Here is a 15,102-nt window from a genome sequence, read left to right as displayed (position 1 = left end):
CGGTTGGCGAAGGCCGCGACCGAACGGATGTCACACAAACTTCATGATTGAGGAGTAGATCGTCCAAAAAAAAGCAGCAGCCCGAAGGCTGCTGCGATTGCATTGCGACTGAAGCGAAGCTTACAAAGGACGACCGATAGCGTTGCAGACGCTGGCGTTGTTGATGTCCAGGTTGTTGCCCGAAGAGTTGGTGACGAAGTTGGCGGTCACAGCGGCTTTCCAGTTGGTTGGAACCGGAGTGAAGCTGTGCGCGATGGTGGCAGCGTTGTTGCCCGGGTTGCTGTAGTGAGTGGTCAGGAAGCTGCGTACATCATTGGCCACGGTTGCATCCTTGTAGCACTGACCGAAGATGAAGTTGGTGTAAGCGACGATCGGGTAGCCGCTTGCCGGGTTAGGCACAACCGGTACCCACTGCGCCGGGTTGGCAGGCGCGGCTGGCAGAGCGGCCGAACCCAATGCCAGGGAAACGTTGGCAGTGGTTGGCTGCACGCCGTTGACGCGGGCAACAACAGCGTTGCTCGCAGCGTTCACACCGTCCGGACCGACATAACCGATCGAACCGTCAACGGCGTTGACCTGGGTGGCGACGTCAGACGTACCGGCAACACCCACCCAGTTCGCTGGCAGTGCGGAGCCGGCTGGCAGGCGAGCGTTGGTGAAGGTGGAGTTGGTGGCGAACTTGGTCGGGCAGATCGAGTTCAGGTGGCGAGTGAGGATTTCCGAAGTGCCGCTGGAAACGTTGCGATAAACAACGCGAATCGGCGTGGTGTCGGCAGTACCCAACAGCGCACCCCAAGTGGTTTTGGCGCCCGAGAAGGCATCACACAGCTGAGTGCTGGTCAGGTTCAGCGCGGTCTGGCCAGACTTTTTGTACGGAATGGCAACCGAAGTGGCCACCGAAGGCAGTTGGATCAGCGGGCCGTACGAAGCGCCGTAGGTGCTGTTGTAGGTGCTGATTTCCGTAGCGCTGAGGATCGAGTCGCTACCGGCGAAGTGCACCGAACCGGTGGTGCTGAACAGCGCGGAGTTGTTGGTCAGGAAAGCCGTTTTGCCAGTGCCGCTACCGGTGCCCAGGTAGCTGAAGTTGGCTGGCAGAATGCTGTTGGCAGAACCTTTGTACAGAGCGGCAGGCAGAGTCGCGCCACCACCGGTAACGTTGGCGGCCATGGCCTGGGCGGAAGCCAGAGCGGCGACGGTCAGTGAGGCGGCGATCAGAGTGCGCTTGAACATGAAGAATCTCCTTTTCAACTGGGTTGTGAACACAGGTTTCGGGGTTGCTTGCATGACACTGGGAGGACTCACCGGGGCCCTCGCTAGCGCTGGCCTTGGTTAAGTCGCACTGAGAAATTCGCAGTTTCCGGTGACAGATAAAGGAAAAAACCTCGGGAGCTGTGAGGTGTTTCCGAAGGGATTTTCTCGGGTGTTTGTCGGGTGCTGCGCAGCGTCTGGGGCGGGGGTTTGGCTGAATCGGGCTGGAGGCGTTGGCGGGTGGTTGCAGATGACAGAAAGGAGAACCCGAGGATGGACCTTTTGAGGGTCGGGTGATGCTGAAGTCCTGGAAAAAAGATTGGATTATTTGTTGCCCTGACTGGCCCCATCGCTGGCAAGCCAGCTCCCACAAGGAGCCATGTTGTCAATGCGATCTGCGACACAACACAAGAACCTGTGGGAGCTGGCTTGCCAGCGATAAGGCCAGGTCAGACACCCTAAAAACATCTGACACACCACTACTGGATCAACTCAGTGCTCTCAATGATCGAATGCAATTGACTTCACAACACAGAACACTGTGGGAGCGAGCCTGCTCGCGAAGGGGCCCGATCAGACACCATAAAAACCGGCTACTGGACCAGTTGATTGATCTCAATGATCGGCAACAACACCGCCATCACAATCACCAGCACCACCCCGCCCATCACCACAATCATCAGCGGCTCCAGCAACGCGGTCATGCCCATTGCCCGCCGTTCGATATCACGCGACAGGGTTTGCGCCGCACGCTCAAGCATCGGTGGCAGTGAACCGGTTTTCTCGCCGCTGGCAATCAAATGAATCAGCACCGGTGGAAACACATTCTCCACGCGCAACGCTGCCGCCAGGTTCACGCCCTCACGCACCTTGGCCGTGGCCTCAGTGACGCTCAAACTCAAGCGATCATTGGACAAGGTCTGCCGCGCCGCCTCCAGTGCACGCAACAACGGCACCCCGGCGCCGCCGAGAATCGCCAGGGTCGAGGCGAAGCGCGCCGTGTTCAGGCCCAGAATAAAACGCCCGAACAGCGGCAACTTCAGCACCCGGTGATGCCAACTCAAACGTGCCGCCGGATTGCGCAGGTACAGACGCCAGCTCCAGAACGCCCCTGCGATGATCGCCGCACACAACCAGCCCCACGCCCTTATGAAATCACTGGCGTTTAGCATCGCCAACGTCAACCCAGGCAAATCCTGCCGCGCCTGGGAAAACGCACTGACCACCTGCGGCACCACATAGCTGAGCAGGAAAATCACAATGCCGATCGACACCAGTCCAACCACGCCCGGATAGATAAACGCGGTGAGAATCTTGCCGCGCAGGTTGTTGCGCTCCTCGATGTAATCGGCCAGCCGTTCCATGACCTGCGCCAGATCGCCGGACTCCTCGCCAGCCGCAATCAACGCGCGATAGATCTCAGGAAAATCCCGTGGCCGCGCCGCCAGCGACTCAGCCAGACGCATGCCACTGCGCACATCCGCACGCACAGCGCTGAGGGTGTGGGCGATGTGCTTTTTTTCGGCCTGTTCGACCGTGGCACTCAGCGCTGCTTCCAACGGCAGACTCGCGCCCAACAAGCTCGCCAATTGCCGCGTGGCCCACGCGAGGTCGTTGTCGGAAAGTTTGGCGCTGAACAGTCCACCGCCACCGTGCTGGGCGACGTTGCTTTCCTTGTGCACCGACAGCGCGGTCAAACCGCGCCCGCGTAATGTTGTGAAAGCGGCGCTTTGACTGTCCGCCTCAAGGTGCCCGGATTCGATCTTGCCAGTGGCATCAGCAGCTTCAAAACGATAGCGATTCATCAGGCGTCCCGTGTCACACGCAAGATTTCTTCAGGCGCGGTGGCGCCGCTACAGATCCAGCGCTCACCGTCCTCGCGCAGGCTGAACATCCCGGCCTTGGCGGCTGATGCGCGCAAGGCCTGCTCCCCTGCCCCTTGATGAATCAGGGTGCGGATATCGTCGTCGATGCAGAACAATTCGTGAATGCCGGTGCGGCCGCTGTAACCGGTTTGATTGCACGCCGGGCAACCGACCGGGCGCCACGTCCCCGGTGTCGCCGGGTGTTCCTGTTTGCAGTGATTGCACAGGCGCCGCACCAAGCGTTGCGCAAGCACGCCGAGCATCGACGACGCTAGCAGAAACGGCTCGACGCCCATGTCGATCAAGCGGTTGACCGCCGACACCGCGTCGTTGGTGTGCAAGGTTGCCAGCACCAAGTGACCGGTCAGCGAGGCTTGCACGGCGATTTGTGCGGTCTCCAGATCACGGATTTCACCGATCATGATGATGTCCGGGTCTTGCCGCAAAATCGCTCGCAGCGCCAGGGCGAAGGTCATGTCGATCTTGGCGTTGACCTGAATCTGGCTGATGCCCGGCAGGTCGTATTCCACTGGATCTTCGACGGTGAGGATGTTGCTGGTACTTGCATCGAGCCGCGCCAGTGCGGCGTAGAGGCTGGTGGTCTTGCCGCTGCCGGTCGGCCCGGTGACCAAAACGATGCCGTGAGGCTGACGGATCAGGTGATCGAGTTTGGCCAATACCTGCGCGTCCATGCCCAAGGTTTCCAGATGCAGACGCCCGGCCTGTTTGTCGAGCAGACGCATCACCACCCTTTCGCCATGCCCGGTCGGCACCGTTGAAACACGAATATCGATCGGCCGCCCGGCCACGCGCAAGGCGATGCGACCATCCTGCGGCAGGCGTTTTTCGGCGATGTCGAGTTGCGCCATGATCTTGATCCGCGAAACCAATGCACCGTGCAAGGCCTTGCGCGGCGAGACCACGTCGCGCAACGTGCCGTCGACGCGATAGCGCACCACGGAATGGGTTTCGAACGGTTCGATGTGAATGTCACTGGCCTCGTCGCGCGCGGCTTGGGTCAACAGTGCGTTGATCATGCGGATCACCGGCGCGCCGTCCTGGGTGTCGAGCAGGTCGGTGATTTCCGGCATGTCTTGCATCAAGCGGTCGAGATCGACTTCGTTTTCTGCTGCGCCGACCACTGCCGCCGCACTGCCGGTGTCGGCATAGGCAGCGGCGAGCAAACCGTCGAGTTCGTCATCGCGTACGCGTTGAATCGTGGTCGCACCGAACTGCCGCCGCGCCTCGCTGATCGACCAGCCCGGCGTTGACGGGCAAACGGTCAGCACGCCATCACACAACAAAATCCGCTGCGCCTTGGCCCAGGCGTAAGGCAGCGCACTCATCTCATGCCCTCCCCAATCCCTGTAGGAGCTGCCGAAGGCTGCGATCTTTTGATCTTTGGTCGTTTGGGTCCGTCGAAGAGCAGGATCAAAAGATCGCAGCCTTCGGCAGCTCCTACAAATCGGTTTTCCAGATCAAGAGGCGATGGCGGAATCATTGGATGGGCACCGCTTTGATAGTGGCGCGCGGACCCGACCCCGGTAAAACCGCCGGTACGCCCTGCGCCGCTGTCGGCAATTGCGGCGCCTGCATGTCCGGCATCGCCCAGCTGCGTTCCGGTTGCAAACCGCCCTGCGCACGGCGCATAAAGTCGTAGCGGTTGAGGGTGATGCTGCGCCCCGCTTCGCTGTCGCGAATGATGTACGGGCGCAGGAACACCATCAGGTTGGTCTTGGTAATCGCCCGGCGCTCGTTGCGAAACAGTGCGCCAATGCCCGGCAAGCTGCCCAGCCACGGCACCGCGTCGTTACTTTGGCTGTAGCCGTCCTGCAGCAACCCACCGAGGACCATGATCTGCCCGTCATCAAGCAGAATGCTGGTGTCGATCGCGCGTTTGTTGGTGACGATCCCCGCCGACGTCGAACTGGCCGAAGCCCGCTCATCAATGCTGCTGACTTCCTGATAGATATCGAGCTTCACCGTACCGCCCTCGGAAATCTGCGGGCGCACGTTGAGCTTCAAACCGACCTCTTCACGGGTCACGGTCTGGAACGGGTTATTGCTGGTGCCGCCACCGCCAGTGACGTAACTGCCGCTGACAAACGGAATGGTCTGGCCGACAAAAATACTCGCCGCTTCGTTGTCCAGGGTCAGCAGGTTCGGCGTCGACAACACGTTGGTGCCGCCCTTGCTTTTCAAGGCCCGGGCCAGCACCTTCAGGTCAAGAATCTTGCCGATGCCGGGAATGTCGACGGTGCCGTTGACGTAGCCCAGGTTCAACCCCTGCGGCAGCACATCAATGCTGGTCTTGCCGTTGGTGTTGATCCCCGAACCACCCAGATTCGCCCCGCCGATCACGCCTTTGCCGCCGAGGTTGCCGGTCTGCCATTGCACGCCGAACTCACTGGCATCGTCCTCGCCGACTTCGACGATAAGGCTTTCGATCACCACTTGCGCGCGGCGCTGGTCGAGCAGATCGATCACCTCGCGCAGGTTGCGATACAACGGCTCCGGCGCGGAAATCAGCAAGGTGTTGGTGGTGGCGTCGGCCTGAATCGTTACGCCGCCGGCACTGAAGGCGACGTTTTGTTCGCTCGCCTGATTACCGCTGCTACTGGTGCCGCCACTGCCTTGTGCGTAACTGCCACCGGCACTGCCGCTGCTATTGCTGGTCGATGTCGTGCCGCTGCTTTGCGTGCCGCTCTGGCCGTTCTGCCCAGCGCTGCCGCCAGTACTTGCACCCATCGCACTAAGCACCGAACGCGCGCTGTCACTGGTGCCGCTGTCGCTTTCGCCGGTGAGCAAACCGCGCAAGGCCTGCGCCAGTTTCGCCGCCTGCGCGTTGCGCAAATAAACCACATGCAAATTGCTCGGATTGCTCTGCGCGTTATCCAGTTTGTAGATCAGATTACGCGCCAGCTCCGTGCGCTCCGGGCTGCCGGCGCGAATGATGATGGTGTTGGAGCGCGGATCACCGATCACGGCAATTTTCTGCGTCGGATCATTGCCCGGCGCATCAAGCAAATCCGCGACCATCGGCGCGATGTCAGCGGCGATGCCGTTCTGAATCTGCACCACATCGGTGTCAATCGCGCTCGGCGAATCAATGCTCGCGATCAACTGCGCAACGCGGGTCAGGTTCTCGGCGTAATCGGTGATGACGATGGTGTTATTGCCCGGATAGGCGTTGATCGGGTTGTTCGGCGACACGATCGGCCGCAGCACCGGAATCAGGTTCACCGCGTTTTCATATTGCAGGCGAAACGTGCGCGTGAGCATGCCGTTACCGGCCGGTTTGTCAGCGCTGTAAATCGGCCCACCCAGCAGCTTGGCATCAGCCTCCGGCACCACCTGCGCGACACCGCCGACATCCACCACACTGAAACCCTGCATACGCAACGCCGCCAGCAACATGTCGTAAGCCTGCCGCGCCGGCACCTGACCTTCCGAGACCAGGGTCAACGTGCCCTTGACCCGAGGGTCGACCAAAAACTGCTGCCCGGTCGACCGCGACAACGCGCGCACCACCGCTTGAATATCAGCGTCGACAAAATTCAGCGTCACCGGTTGATCGCCCAACGGATTGCTCGGCAACGCGATACCCGACGACGCCGCACCGCTGCGCGTACTCTTGCTGATGTTGTGCAATTGCTTGGGCGCCGGTCGCGCCTGCGCCTGTGCGCGTTCGCGGTCGAGCACCGCGTCGCCGCTGCGCTGAGTATTGGCCAGCGGCCGCCCGAGTTCACTGTCGACCAGCAATGGCGGCTGGTTTTGCGGTGTGCTGGTGTTGCTGCACGCGCTCAACGCCATCAGCAACATCGGCAACGCCAGACGTGCCGGTTTGGATCCTGACCCCTTCATGAAGCTTCCTTAGCGCCCAGCGCCTGATCCATGCGAACGGTGCCTGACAAAGTGCCGGCGGTGACTTCGGTCGAGGGGTTGTCTGCGCGTTGCAAACGGGCCTCGACCACTTGCAGAGAAAGTTGTGCCGGGTTGCTCAACAGCCAGTCGAGCACGGCATCGGCCGGCGCCGCGTCGAAGGTCAACTGCCAGGCACCCTGTGCCTCCTGTAATTGGTAATGCCCCGCCAGGCCACTGGCCTGAAGGGTCTGCTCCAGAGACTGCGCCACGCTTTGCCCGTCCGGGCGCACGCTGACTTCGCGCAGCAGCACTTCCAGCGCCTCGGTCTGCGCGCGCAGCTTTGGCGTCTCGGTTTGCCAATAGGTGATTTTCCTCAGCGGCGGCTGGATCAGCGCGACCCACAGCAGCAGGCCGATCAGCGCTATGGCCATGCCGGCAACCATGCGTTTTTCACGCAACGCCAACGGCTGCCATCGGGCTTGCACCTGAGCGTTAAAGCGTTGCCATTTGGCGCGGTAGAGCGCGAGCGAGGCTTTATTCATCTTCTTCTGCTCCGCCGCTGTCATCGCTTTCACTTGGGCTGGCTTCAGTGGCCGGACGCAAGGTCCAACCCTCGTCATCGGCAGTGACGCTGATGCCGGCCTGGGCCAAGGTGCTTTGCCACTCCTGATCATTGCCGCCACGACGGGCTTCACTCAGCAGGCTCAGTTGCAAGGCACCGTCGACAAACACCAGCCGCTCGACACTGCCGGCCATCGACGGCATACCGCTACCGGCCTGCAACACCAGACGATTGAACGTCTGCGCCGGATCATCCGCCGCGCCCTTTTGCCGCGCCGCCAATTGCTGACGGGCCTGTTGCAACGGGTTGAGGATCACCGGCAACTCGGGAAAGGCCTGCTTTACCCGCAGGTTCATCTGGGCTTTCAGCTGCTGGCCCTGACTCGCCTCACGGGCGGCATACAGATTCAAACCGATCACCCAAACAGCCACGGCCAACGCTGACAGGGCGATTGCCCTGCCCCAGCCGCGATGCCCGGTTTTTTGTTGCTGGACCGCGCCATGCAGCCCCCAACCGGGCAACGGCCCAGTCCAACGCTGCGCCTCCGCCATCGGCAGTTCAGCGCCCGGCGGCGGTTGATCACCGATCCAGTGCAAAGTGATGCCCGGTTCCCACACAACACCGTCGAGTCCGTCATCGAACAACGGCTGCACCCGCGCCACTTGCACGCTATCGCGCAGCAATAAATGCCCGTCCTGCACGCACGCGACGGTGCCGGGCAGCACCGGCAAACGGTACGGCGCCGGATAGAGACCGCGCAGGTTCAGCCCAGCGCTTTTCAGCAATTGCCCAAAACTCAATAACTGCTGCCGAGGCGCCCAGGCGATCTGCACCTGCCCGGCCTCGTCCCGCGAACTGTGCGCGATGTGCATCTCACTGCTGTCGCCCAGCATCAAGGCCTGCGCCGCACACTGCACCGCCGCGACAATCTTGTTCGCCGGCAGCGGTGGCAAATCGAGACTCGCCAACAGGCTGTCAGCCGGGTGCAGAAAACACACCAGCGGCGGCAGTTTCGATTGCTGGCTCAACTGGCTCAGACTGAGGTGTTCTTCCCGCGTGACCTGGCCCTGACGATCCAGCCAGGCGCAATGCAATTGACTGTGCAGATCCAGCTCCGCCAAGGGCGGCAACGCCACTTTCAACTGGCTCATACGCCCACCCGCGACCAGATCACCTGCGGTAAGCGGTCCTGGCTGCGATGCAGCAACGCCTCAAGACTGACCCGCCGCTGATCGCGCCGCGCCTCGCCGCGCAGGCGAAACCAGTCACTGGTGATGCCGACCTTGACGCTGGTCAGCTCCAGTTGCGGCAGGCGCAAGCGGTTAACGAAATCGCCACGGTTGATAAACCAGCGCCCGGCATCACGCTCGGCAATCAGTGCATTCGCGCGCTCCAGCGACAGCCCCGGCACATACGCGGCCAACACCGGCGCGGTGGCGGTGTTGCCGTTGAGCCAAGTCGTCGCGGGGATCACCGTCAGGTACGGCGCCAGTTTGCCCATCACCGCCTCATTCACGCCGTCGACACTGCGCAGATCATCGATGCTGCGCAGCATCGGCAGCATCGGCAACGTCGGATTCTGCGGTTTGCGTGAAGCGTTTGGCGAAGTGGCGCGACCACTGTCGAAACCGTTTTTCGGCGCCTCGGCAACCTGCGCATTCAGCAGTCGCGGGTACGAAGCAATCACCCGCTGACTGATGCGTTGACTCAACCCGGCACTGACCCCGATCAACTCACACAAGCGCTGAAACGCCGCCACCTGCGCCTCATCAACCCGCTCGTTGGCCACCAGATTGCGCAGGTTGAACTTGCCCTGCTCATCCTCCAGCCGCCCTTCAAAACCTTGCGCGGAGAGCCGCTGCGCCCACGGTTGATCGAGCCGGGTCAACGGATCGCGCTGACGTGCGTCCCACAACAATTGACGGCTGATCTCCAACCCGCCCTGCACCAGCCAACGCCCCTGCACGCGCTGCTGATCCGCCTCCAGCGCCCGGGTCGACACGCTCTGGCGCGTCAACATGCCCGCCGCAATCACCGCCACCACGGCCGCAATCAACAACGCGCTGATAATCGCCATGCCCTGTTGCTTCGCCCCCTCAGGCGAGCGGCTGTTCATGGCCGGCCTTACAACTGCCAGGAACCGATATCGGCATTCACGCCGTCGCCGTCCGGCTGACCGTCGGCACCGAGGGAAAAGATGTCGATCTCGCCATTCGCGCCAGGGTTGAGGTACTGATAAGGACGCCCCCACGGATCGTTCGGCAAGCGCTCCAGGTACGAGCGCCAATTGCTGTTCTTCGCATCCGCCGGCCGCTCCACCAACACCTTCAGCCCCTGATTCATGCTCGGGTAAGTACCGTGATCGAGGCGATACAACTTCAACGCCTGCATCAACCCACCAATATCCTGCTTCGCCGCCGTCGCCCGCGCCTGATCCGGCCGATCGAGCACCTTGGGCACCACCATCGCCGCCAGAATCCCCAGAATCACCACGACCACCATGATCTCGATCAGGGTAAAACCCTGCTGCCCACGCGGCGTGCGCATCGGTTGCTGAAGCGATTTGAAAGGTGCGATATCCATCTCGACATACCCTGGCTTGATTCGATTCGACGCGCAGTGTTGCAAGAAGATATGTCAGTGATGTTGAAAATCCTCGGGTGTTTTCGTCGTCAAGCCGTCAAGCACGCGGGTTAGCGTCGAGGGCTGGGTTTTGGCTTTGGGCGGTTTATGTGTGCGCGTTCGCGGGAAGCGGGTTTCACGTTGATTGAGGTGCTGGTGGCGCTGGCGATTATTGCCGTGGCGATGTCGGCGGCTGTGCGGGTGGCGGGGTTGATGACGCAGAGTAGTGGGATTTTAAGGGATCGGTCGGTGGCGATGATTGCGGCGCAGAGTCGGATGGCGGAGTTGCGGTTGGAAGGGAAGTTGCCGATGGGGATGAAGGCGCAGGAATGTGATCAGGGGCGGTTGTTGTTGCGGTGTGAGCAGGTGATTAGCGCAGCCGAAAACGGCCGCTTACTCAAGATTGGCATCCAGGTATTCGACCGCAACCAAGATGCGCCGCCGTTGGTCAGGCTTGAGACGTTGATGTCCCGAACGGAAAGCCCCTCACCCTAGCCCTCTCCCAAGGGAGAGGGAACCGATTCGGGGATATTCGAAAGCTGCACCGACTTGAACGTCTTTCATTGAATCCAAAATGGCCAAGCTCACAAAGCCAAATCGAAGGCCCTTCACCAAACCATAATCGCCAAGGCCTTTCATCAAAGCCATAATCGCCAAGGTCTTCCAGGTCGACGTACCCCGCAAGACACCTCGGTCGGCCCCCTCTCCCTCCGGGAGAGGGCTGGGGTGAGGGCCGCTTCTACTCGCAAAATCCCAGAATCACCAAAGCCATAATCACCACGGTCTTCCAGGTCGATGCACCCCGCAACACACCTCGGTCGGCCCCCTCTCCCTCCGGGAGAGGGCTGGGGTGAGGGCCGCTTCTACTCGCAAAATCCCAGAATCACCAAAGCCATAATCACCAAGATCTTCCAGGTCGATGCACCCCGCAACACACCTCGGTCGGCCCCCTCTCCCTCCGGGAGAGGGCTGGGGTGAGGGCCAAGGTTGCCAGCTAGCGGTCACTTGGCAGCAACGCTCTCAAGCGCCGGGTCCTCAGCGACGCCCCATTTGTTGAAACCATAGCCAAGCACCGTTGCGATCAAAATGAACACGGACAGGCTCGCCAGCGGAGGAAAGGGGGCGACGGCGAGCAGCACGCTAACGACGCCAGCCGTCACGAACATGAGGGTGCCGCCCGCCGCCGACGAGGCCCCCGCTTTCTCGCTGAACATCTCCATGGCCCTGGAGGCGGCGGCGGGCCTGACCAGTGTCGTTCCTAGCGTACAGATGATCATTGGGATGGCCACTGTAGCGATAGAGAGCTGGAACTGAATCAACCCCACCATGATCAGGCCGGACAGCCCGGAGATAGCCAATCCCACCTTGATTTGAGTGTCGATCGTCAGTGTTCTGGATAACCGGGTGGCCAATAACCCGCCCACCACATAGGCGCCTCCGTAGGCCAGTAGCACAAATGAGTAACTCAACGAGGACACCCGGAGCGTTTCGAGAAAGATGATGGGAGAAATAGCAATGAATCCAAAATGACAGGAAAAGGCCATAGCCGATGTCATCCACGAATACACGAAAGGTTTATAGCTGAAGATATCCGCATAACGCTTGAGAATTTCCAGCTTTTGCGATCGCGACGTTAGCGACTGATCCGGTAATTTGGGAAAAAACCACAGTGTTTGCCCCAGCAAGATCACAGCCAGCACAGCAAACACGTAGAAACTCCCCTGCCAATTCAGGGCGTACTGCAGATACGTCCCAAACAACGGAGAAAAGGAAATACAAATCCCGCTTAACGACAGCATGTAAATGCGAATCCGCTGCCGGTCTTCAGCCGTGAAGACATCCTGAACAATCGCTTGAGCCAACACAAAACATCCGCACCCTGCGCCCTGCACGACTCGCGCCAAGGCAAACTGCAGTTGCGTGCTGGACAGCAGGCAGCCCGCAATACCCAGCAGTGACACTACCAACCCAAGTTTGAGCATGACAGGCCGGCCATACTTGTCGGACAGCGGCCCTACAACGATCTGAGAGATGGAGAACCCCACCGCAAATGTCGCCACAAAGTAGGTGACTTCATTGACCTTCATTCCAAACGCATCCGCCAGAGCCGGATAAGACGGCAGTAATACATCGAGCGGGAATACGCCAAGTGCGACCATGACCGACAGCAGGAAAAGTGCAGAGGCCTTTGAAGGCGATTTGAGTTTAACGTTCACCGTAGTCTCCCTTTGTCTGTCATTCGATAAGCCCTGCCTCGGCAAAGCGCTTCACGTTCATCGGTTCTTTGAAAAAACCACTGCGTTTCATCGCCGTTATCGTTGCGGTACATCCAGCTCTGGCCCTGGCACGATGAGGCGCGCTGCCTTGCTGCCTTTCATGGATAACCTGCGCGCTGGCGGCATCAACGCCCACCAGCTTCAAGTTCTCGTACAACCATGTTTCATGCAGCCTGAAAAATTCGAAGATGGCTTTAACGATAAAATCCGCCATGAATGTTTTCTGAGCGTCCGAAGCACCCTGCCAAACAATGGTAAAAAGATGCGAAAAATAAAGTGAGTGCTTGAGTTCATCCTCAAGATGGTCACGCAGCATCCGGTAGACGGGCGTATAAACCGTTGACTTGGAGATCTTCAGGAATTCTTTGGTAATCACGGTTTCAGAAACAAATCCAACAACAAACCAAGCCAATTCGGTATGGGCAGGCTCTACCGAGTTAACAAGCGCCCGGATGTTCTGCACGCGTTCCGAGGTAATTTCCCGATTGGCAATTCCATAAATAGCGCTGACTTGATTGGCGACATCTGCCGACATCACTGCATGGTAGGCCTCATCGGCATATAACTTGAGTCCTGTGAGTTTCAACTCTGGAGACAAACCCAAACCGATTCGATCATGAGCAATGGTTGTGATCGAGCGATTGACAATGCGGGTCTCTAACTCAGTTGTGTAGTCGAGGAACATCACCAGATATCTTGCCAATATCGCCTGCCTGACGGCGTCGCCATGGCAATGAACAGCCTCATCAGCCAACCAGGGAGTTGCCGTCGGCACAAACCAGTCTTTGTGCTGTTCGCCGCCCTGCGCCCAACCCGACAGGTCATAGGCGTTAGGCCGCGAACGCACGGTGGCGGCCTCGTTCCAGTCCAAGAAGACCATCAACGCATCGCTGTCGATTGAGCACTCTTGCTTAATCATTTTCTCGTGCGCCTCCGCTGGCATGCAGCGCTTCCAAAGCCACCGGCATGTCCCTGCCGGTGCTAACCCCGGCACCGACAAACAACAAAGGAGCTGACTGATGGGAATCGCCCAGAATCGGCTCCAGACATGCCTCATCAATAGCGGCAGAGACCCAAGTCCCAAGGCCCAAGGCAGTTGAAACAAGCTGCACGGTCTGGGAAATGTGACCGGCGTCCAGCAGCGCGACGCGGTAGGCCCTTGAGTGCGGATACTTCCACCATAGCCGGTCAAACTGGCACGTCAGAAAAATACCGAACGGAATATCTTCCGCGAAAAATTGGCCGTTGAGTGCATGACCCAAGCTGAAATCGTCATCGGTTTTTATGGTTTCCAACTGGTGTTCGACAGGATTGTAGTAATAGAACCCAGGCGGGATCTGCGCGACATTGTTGATGTAAACATATCCCTCAATGGCATTGAGTCCGCCACCTGATGGGCTACTTCTGCGATGCCGAAGTTCATCAGGGCACAGCTGGCTAGTCGCAAGACTGCGGAAAGGAAGATACGCCAGCGAATAATAAAGAATCAATTCTATCTGCTGCTTCGTGAGCGCCACAGGAAGGAACTCCCTGACGCTGCGGCGCTTTGACAAGGTACTTTGCAAGTCATAATTCTGAGTAGTGACCGGTCGTGTTAGAGCAATACAGTGCCCTGTATCTTTACCCTTACTCTCATGCCTTAACCTCGGCACTGGAACAGTAAAGGCTTCGTCACATGCCGATTGGTAGGCTATCGCCCATTCATCGACACTTTCCGGTCGCGCCGCATAGTCGATCTTGCTGGTGCCAACGTGAAAGATGCGGGAAAGATCATCCCAGCCCCATTCCATTGCGGGAAATCCGCTCTCTGACACTACCCCGGCGGCCAGCAATTCCTGGTCGATCGAATCTTGTGTATCCGGCTCTACGTCTGGGTTTTGGCTGAGATGCAGTAAACGACAAAGATACTGAGGAGAGATGGAATATTGCTTGTGTGCCTGGTAGTCCCATAGCACCAATTGCTTATTCTTGATCAGAAAAAAAATATTATCACTAATATAGGATGGCACTTCTCTCGTCCTTGAGACTGGTAAAAACAAAAAGCCCGGAAGAACTTCTTCCGGGCCCTGACATCACTTGACGGTGGTTTTAACCGGACCTGCTGCTTGAGTCCAGTTAGCCAGGGTTTTCGATTCGAGATTAATAACAGTCATGACACTCTCCTTATCTTCAATAAAGCCGAACCATTCGGCGAAGTGAGATTTAAACAAATAAAAACAGCTGTCAAGAATGAAAATCAAAAAAACTTTTTGCGCTTAACTTGGTGCGTAACTGTTATACAACCGCACCGGGATAGTGCTACGAAAGTCTCCGAATCCGGCCAGCTCGATCATTGTCCGACAATTTAAGTGCGCCATTGCAGCGCACACTTTCAAAGCATATGAATCGCCCTGAATTTCATAAACGCCGCTTTGCCTGAACTGACATCGACCAAATGACAGAATGGCGTGCGGCTGGATTGCGTCTTTATCAATCGGTCGCCGAGGTAACTGTCATGACAACGCCCGACGCACGGACAGGGGCCACAGACTACTGCCTGCCGAATGTTCGACCATTTCCAGAGACACGTATCCGCCACAAGCGGTCAGCGCATGACAATGGTATCGTCCACTCCTTTTCAATGTTTCTGACAGATTATGAATAGAGCCAAATCCTCAAACCGGAC

The 15,102-nt window shown here is 58.8% G+C and carries 12 protein-coding genes; 1 reads left to right on the top strand and 11 read right to left on the bottom strand.

The window, feature by feature from the left end; all coding sequences use genetic code 11:
- Positions 1 to 120: 120 nt before the first annotated feature.
- From ACM6IN_RS08455 to gspG, 8 genes are all read right to left on the bottom strand, one after another.
- A complete protein-coding gene (locus tag ACM6IN_RS08455) occupies positions 121 to 1,230 on the bottom strand; it encodes a substrate-binding domain-containing protein (protein WP_007918196.1) in 1,110 nt (369 codons plus the stop codon).
- A 611-nt stretch (positions 1,231 to 1,841) separates the two neighbouring features.
- Positions 1,842 to 3,053, bottom strand: a complete 1,212-nt coding sequence (gspF, locus tag ACM6IN_RS08450; RefSeq protein ID WP_007918198.1) for a type II secretion system inner membrane protein GspF — start codon at positions 3,051 to 3,053, stop codon at positions 1,842 to 1,844.
- Positions 3,053 to 4,459, bottom strand: coding sequence for a type II secretion system ATPase GspE (gene gspE, locus ACM6IN_RS08445; protein ID WP_414915776.1), 1,407 nt, complete (start codon positions 4,457 to 4,459; stop codon positions 3,053 to 3,055). The genes gspF and gspE overlap by 1 nt, the downstream gene beginning before the upstream one ends.
- Positions 4,460 to 4,610: 151 nt before the next feature.
- On the bottom strand, positions 4,611 to 6,977 hold the full coding sequence (gene gspD / locus ACM6IN_RS08440) for a type II secretion system secretin GspD (protein ID WP_414915775.1): 2,367 nt from the start codon (positions 6,975 to 6,977) through the stop codon (positions 4,611 to 4,613).
- Positions 6,974 to 7,519: a type II secretion system protein GspM gene (gspM, locus tag ACM6IN_RS08435; protein WP_414915774.1), complete on the bottom strand. Its 546-nt coding sequence runs from the start codon at positions 7,517 to 7,519 to the stop codon at positions 6,974 to 6,976. The genes gspD and gspM overlap by 4 nt, the downstream gene beginning before the upstream one ends.
- The gene (gspL, locus tag ACM6IN_RS08430; protein ID WP_414915773.1) at positions 7,512 to 8,690 is read right to left on the bottom strand and encodes a type II secretion system protein GspL; all 1,179 of its coding nucleotides are present in this window, start codon (positions 8,688 to 8,690) and stop codon (positions 7,512 to 7,514) included. Before gspL ends, gspM begins: the two co-directional genes overlap by 8 nt.
- Positions 8,687 to 9,655, bottom strand: a complete 969-nt coding sequence (gene gspK, locus ACM6IN_RS08425; RefSeq protein WP_414915772.1) for a type II secretion system minor pseudopilin GspK — start codon at positions 9,653 to 9,655, stop codon at positions 8,687 to 8,689. Before gspK ends, gspL begins: the two co-directional genes overlap by 4 nt.
- 8 nt (positions 9,656 to 9,663) lie before the next feature.
- Positions 9,664 to 10,122 carry a type II secretion system major pseudopilin GspG gene (gspG, locus tag ACM6IN_RS08420; RefSeq protein WP_038368790.1) on the bottom strand — a complete coding sequence of 153 codons (459 nt, stop codon included), beginning with the start codon at positions 10,120 to 10,122 and terminating at the stop codon, positions 9,664 to 9,666.
- 147 nt (positions 10,123 to 10,269) lie between these two features.
- Here gspG and gspI point away from each other — a divergent pair, with 147 nt between their 5' ends.
- Positions 10,270 to 10,656, top strand: coding sequence for a type II secretion system minor pseudopilin GspI (gspI, locus tag ACM6IN_RS08415; protein ID WP_414915771.1), 387 nt, complete (start codon positions 10,270 to 10,272; stop codon positions 10,654 to 10,656).
- 506 nt (positions 10,657 to 11,162) lie between these two features.
- On the opposite strand, the gene ACM6IN_RS08410 is transcribed toward gspI, so the two are convergent.
- Genes ACM6IN_RS08410 through ACM6IN_RS08400 form a run of 3 tightly spaced genes read right to left on the bottom strand, consistent with a single transcriptional unit; the run spans position 11,163 to position 14,446 of the window.
- Complete coding sequence (locus tag ACM6IN_RS08410; RefSeq protein WP_007919039.1) at positions 11,163 to 12,377, bottom strand: MFS transporter; 1,215 nt, start codon at positions 12,375 to 12,377, stop codon at positions 11,163 to 11,165.
- 19 nt (positions 12,378 to 12,396) lie between these two features.
- Positions 12,397 to 13,356: a diiron oxygenase gene (locus ACM6IN_RS08405; RefSeq protein ID WP_414915770.1), complete on the bottom strand. Its 960-nt coding sequence runs from the start codon at positions 13,354 to 13,356 to the stop codon at positions 12,397 to 12,399.
- Complete coding sequence (locus ACM6IN_RS08400) at positions 13,349 to 14,446, bottom strand: SagB/ThcOx family dehydrogenase (protein WP_414915769.1); 1,098 nt, start codon at positions 14,444 to 14,446, stop codon at positions 13,349 to 13,351. Before ACM6IN_RS08400 ends, ACM6IN_RS08405 begins: the two co-directional genes overlap by 8 nt.
- Positions 14,447 to 15,102: the final 656 nt, after the last annotated feature.

Source organism: Pseudomonas sp. IT-P395 (assembly GCF_949767675.1).
Classification (GTDB): domain Bacteria; phylum Pseudomonadota; class Gammaproteobacteria; order Pseudomonadales; family Pseudomonadaceae; genus Aquipseudomonas.
Note: the sequence above shows the minus strand (reverse complement) of the source record. Positions and strands in the feature narration are given on the sequence as shown.

What these genes read in the sequence shown, in the direction of transcription:
- ACM6IN_RS08455 (WP_007918196.1), bottom strand. Translation starts at nt 1,230, where the DNA reads ATGTTCAAGCGCACTCTGATCGCCGCCTCACTGACCGTCGCCGCTCTG.
- gspF (WP_007918198.1), bottom strand. Translation starts at nt 3,053, where the DNA reads ATGAATCGCTATCGTTTTGAAGCTGCTGATGCCACTGGCAAGATCGAA.
- gspE (WP_414915776.1), bottom strand. Translation starts at nt 4,459, where the DNA reads ATGAGTGCGCTGCCTTACGCCTGGGCCAAGGCGCAGCGGATTTTGTTG.
- gspD (WP_414915775.1), bottom strand. Translation starts at nt 6,977, where the DNA reads ATGAAGGGGTCAGGATCCAAACCGGCACGTCTGGCGTTGCCGATGTTG.
- gspM (WP_414915774.1), bottom strand. Translation starts at nt 7,519, where the DNA reads ATGAATAAAGCCTCGCTCGCGCTCTACCGCGCCAAATGGCAACGCTTT.
- gspL (WP_414915773.1), bottom strand. Translation starts at nt 8,690, where the DNA reads ATGAGCCAGTTGAAAGTGGCGTTGCCGCCCTTGGCGGAGCTGGATCTG.
- gspK (WP_414915772.1), bottom strand. Translation starts at nt 9,655, where the DNA reads ATGAACAGCCGCTCGCCTGAGGGGGCGAAGCAACAGGGCATGGCGATT.
- gspG (WP_038368790.1), bottom strand. Translation starts at nt 10,122, where the DNA reads ATGGATATCGCACCTTTCAAATCGCTTCAGCAACCGATGCGCACGCCG.
- gspI (WP_414915771.1), top strand. Translation starts at nt 10,270, where the DNA reads ATGTGTGCGCGTTCGCGGGAAGCGGGTTTCACGTTGATTGAGGTGCTG.
- ACM6IN_RS08405 (WP_414915770.1), bottom strand. Translation starts at nt 13,356, where the DNA reads ATGATTAAGCAAGAGTGCTCAATCGACAGCGATGCGTTGATGGTCTTC.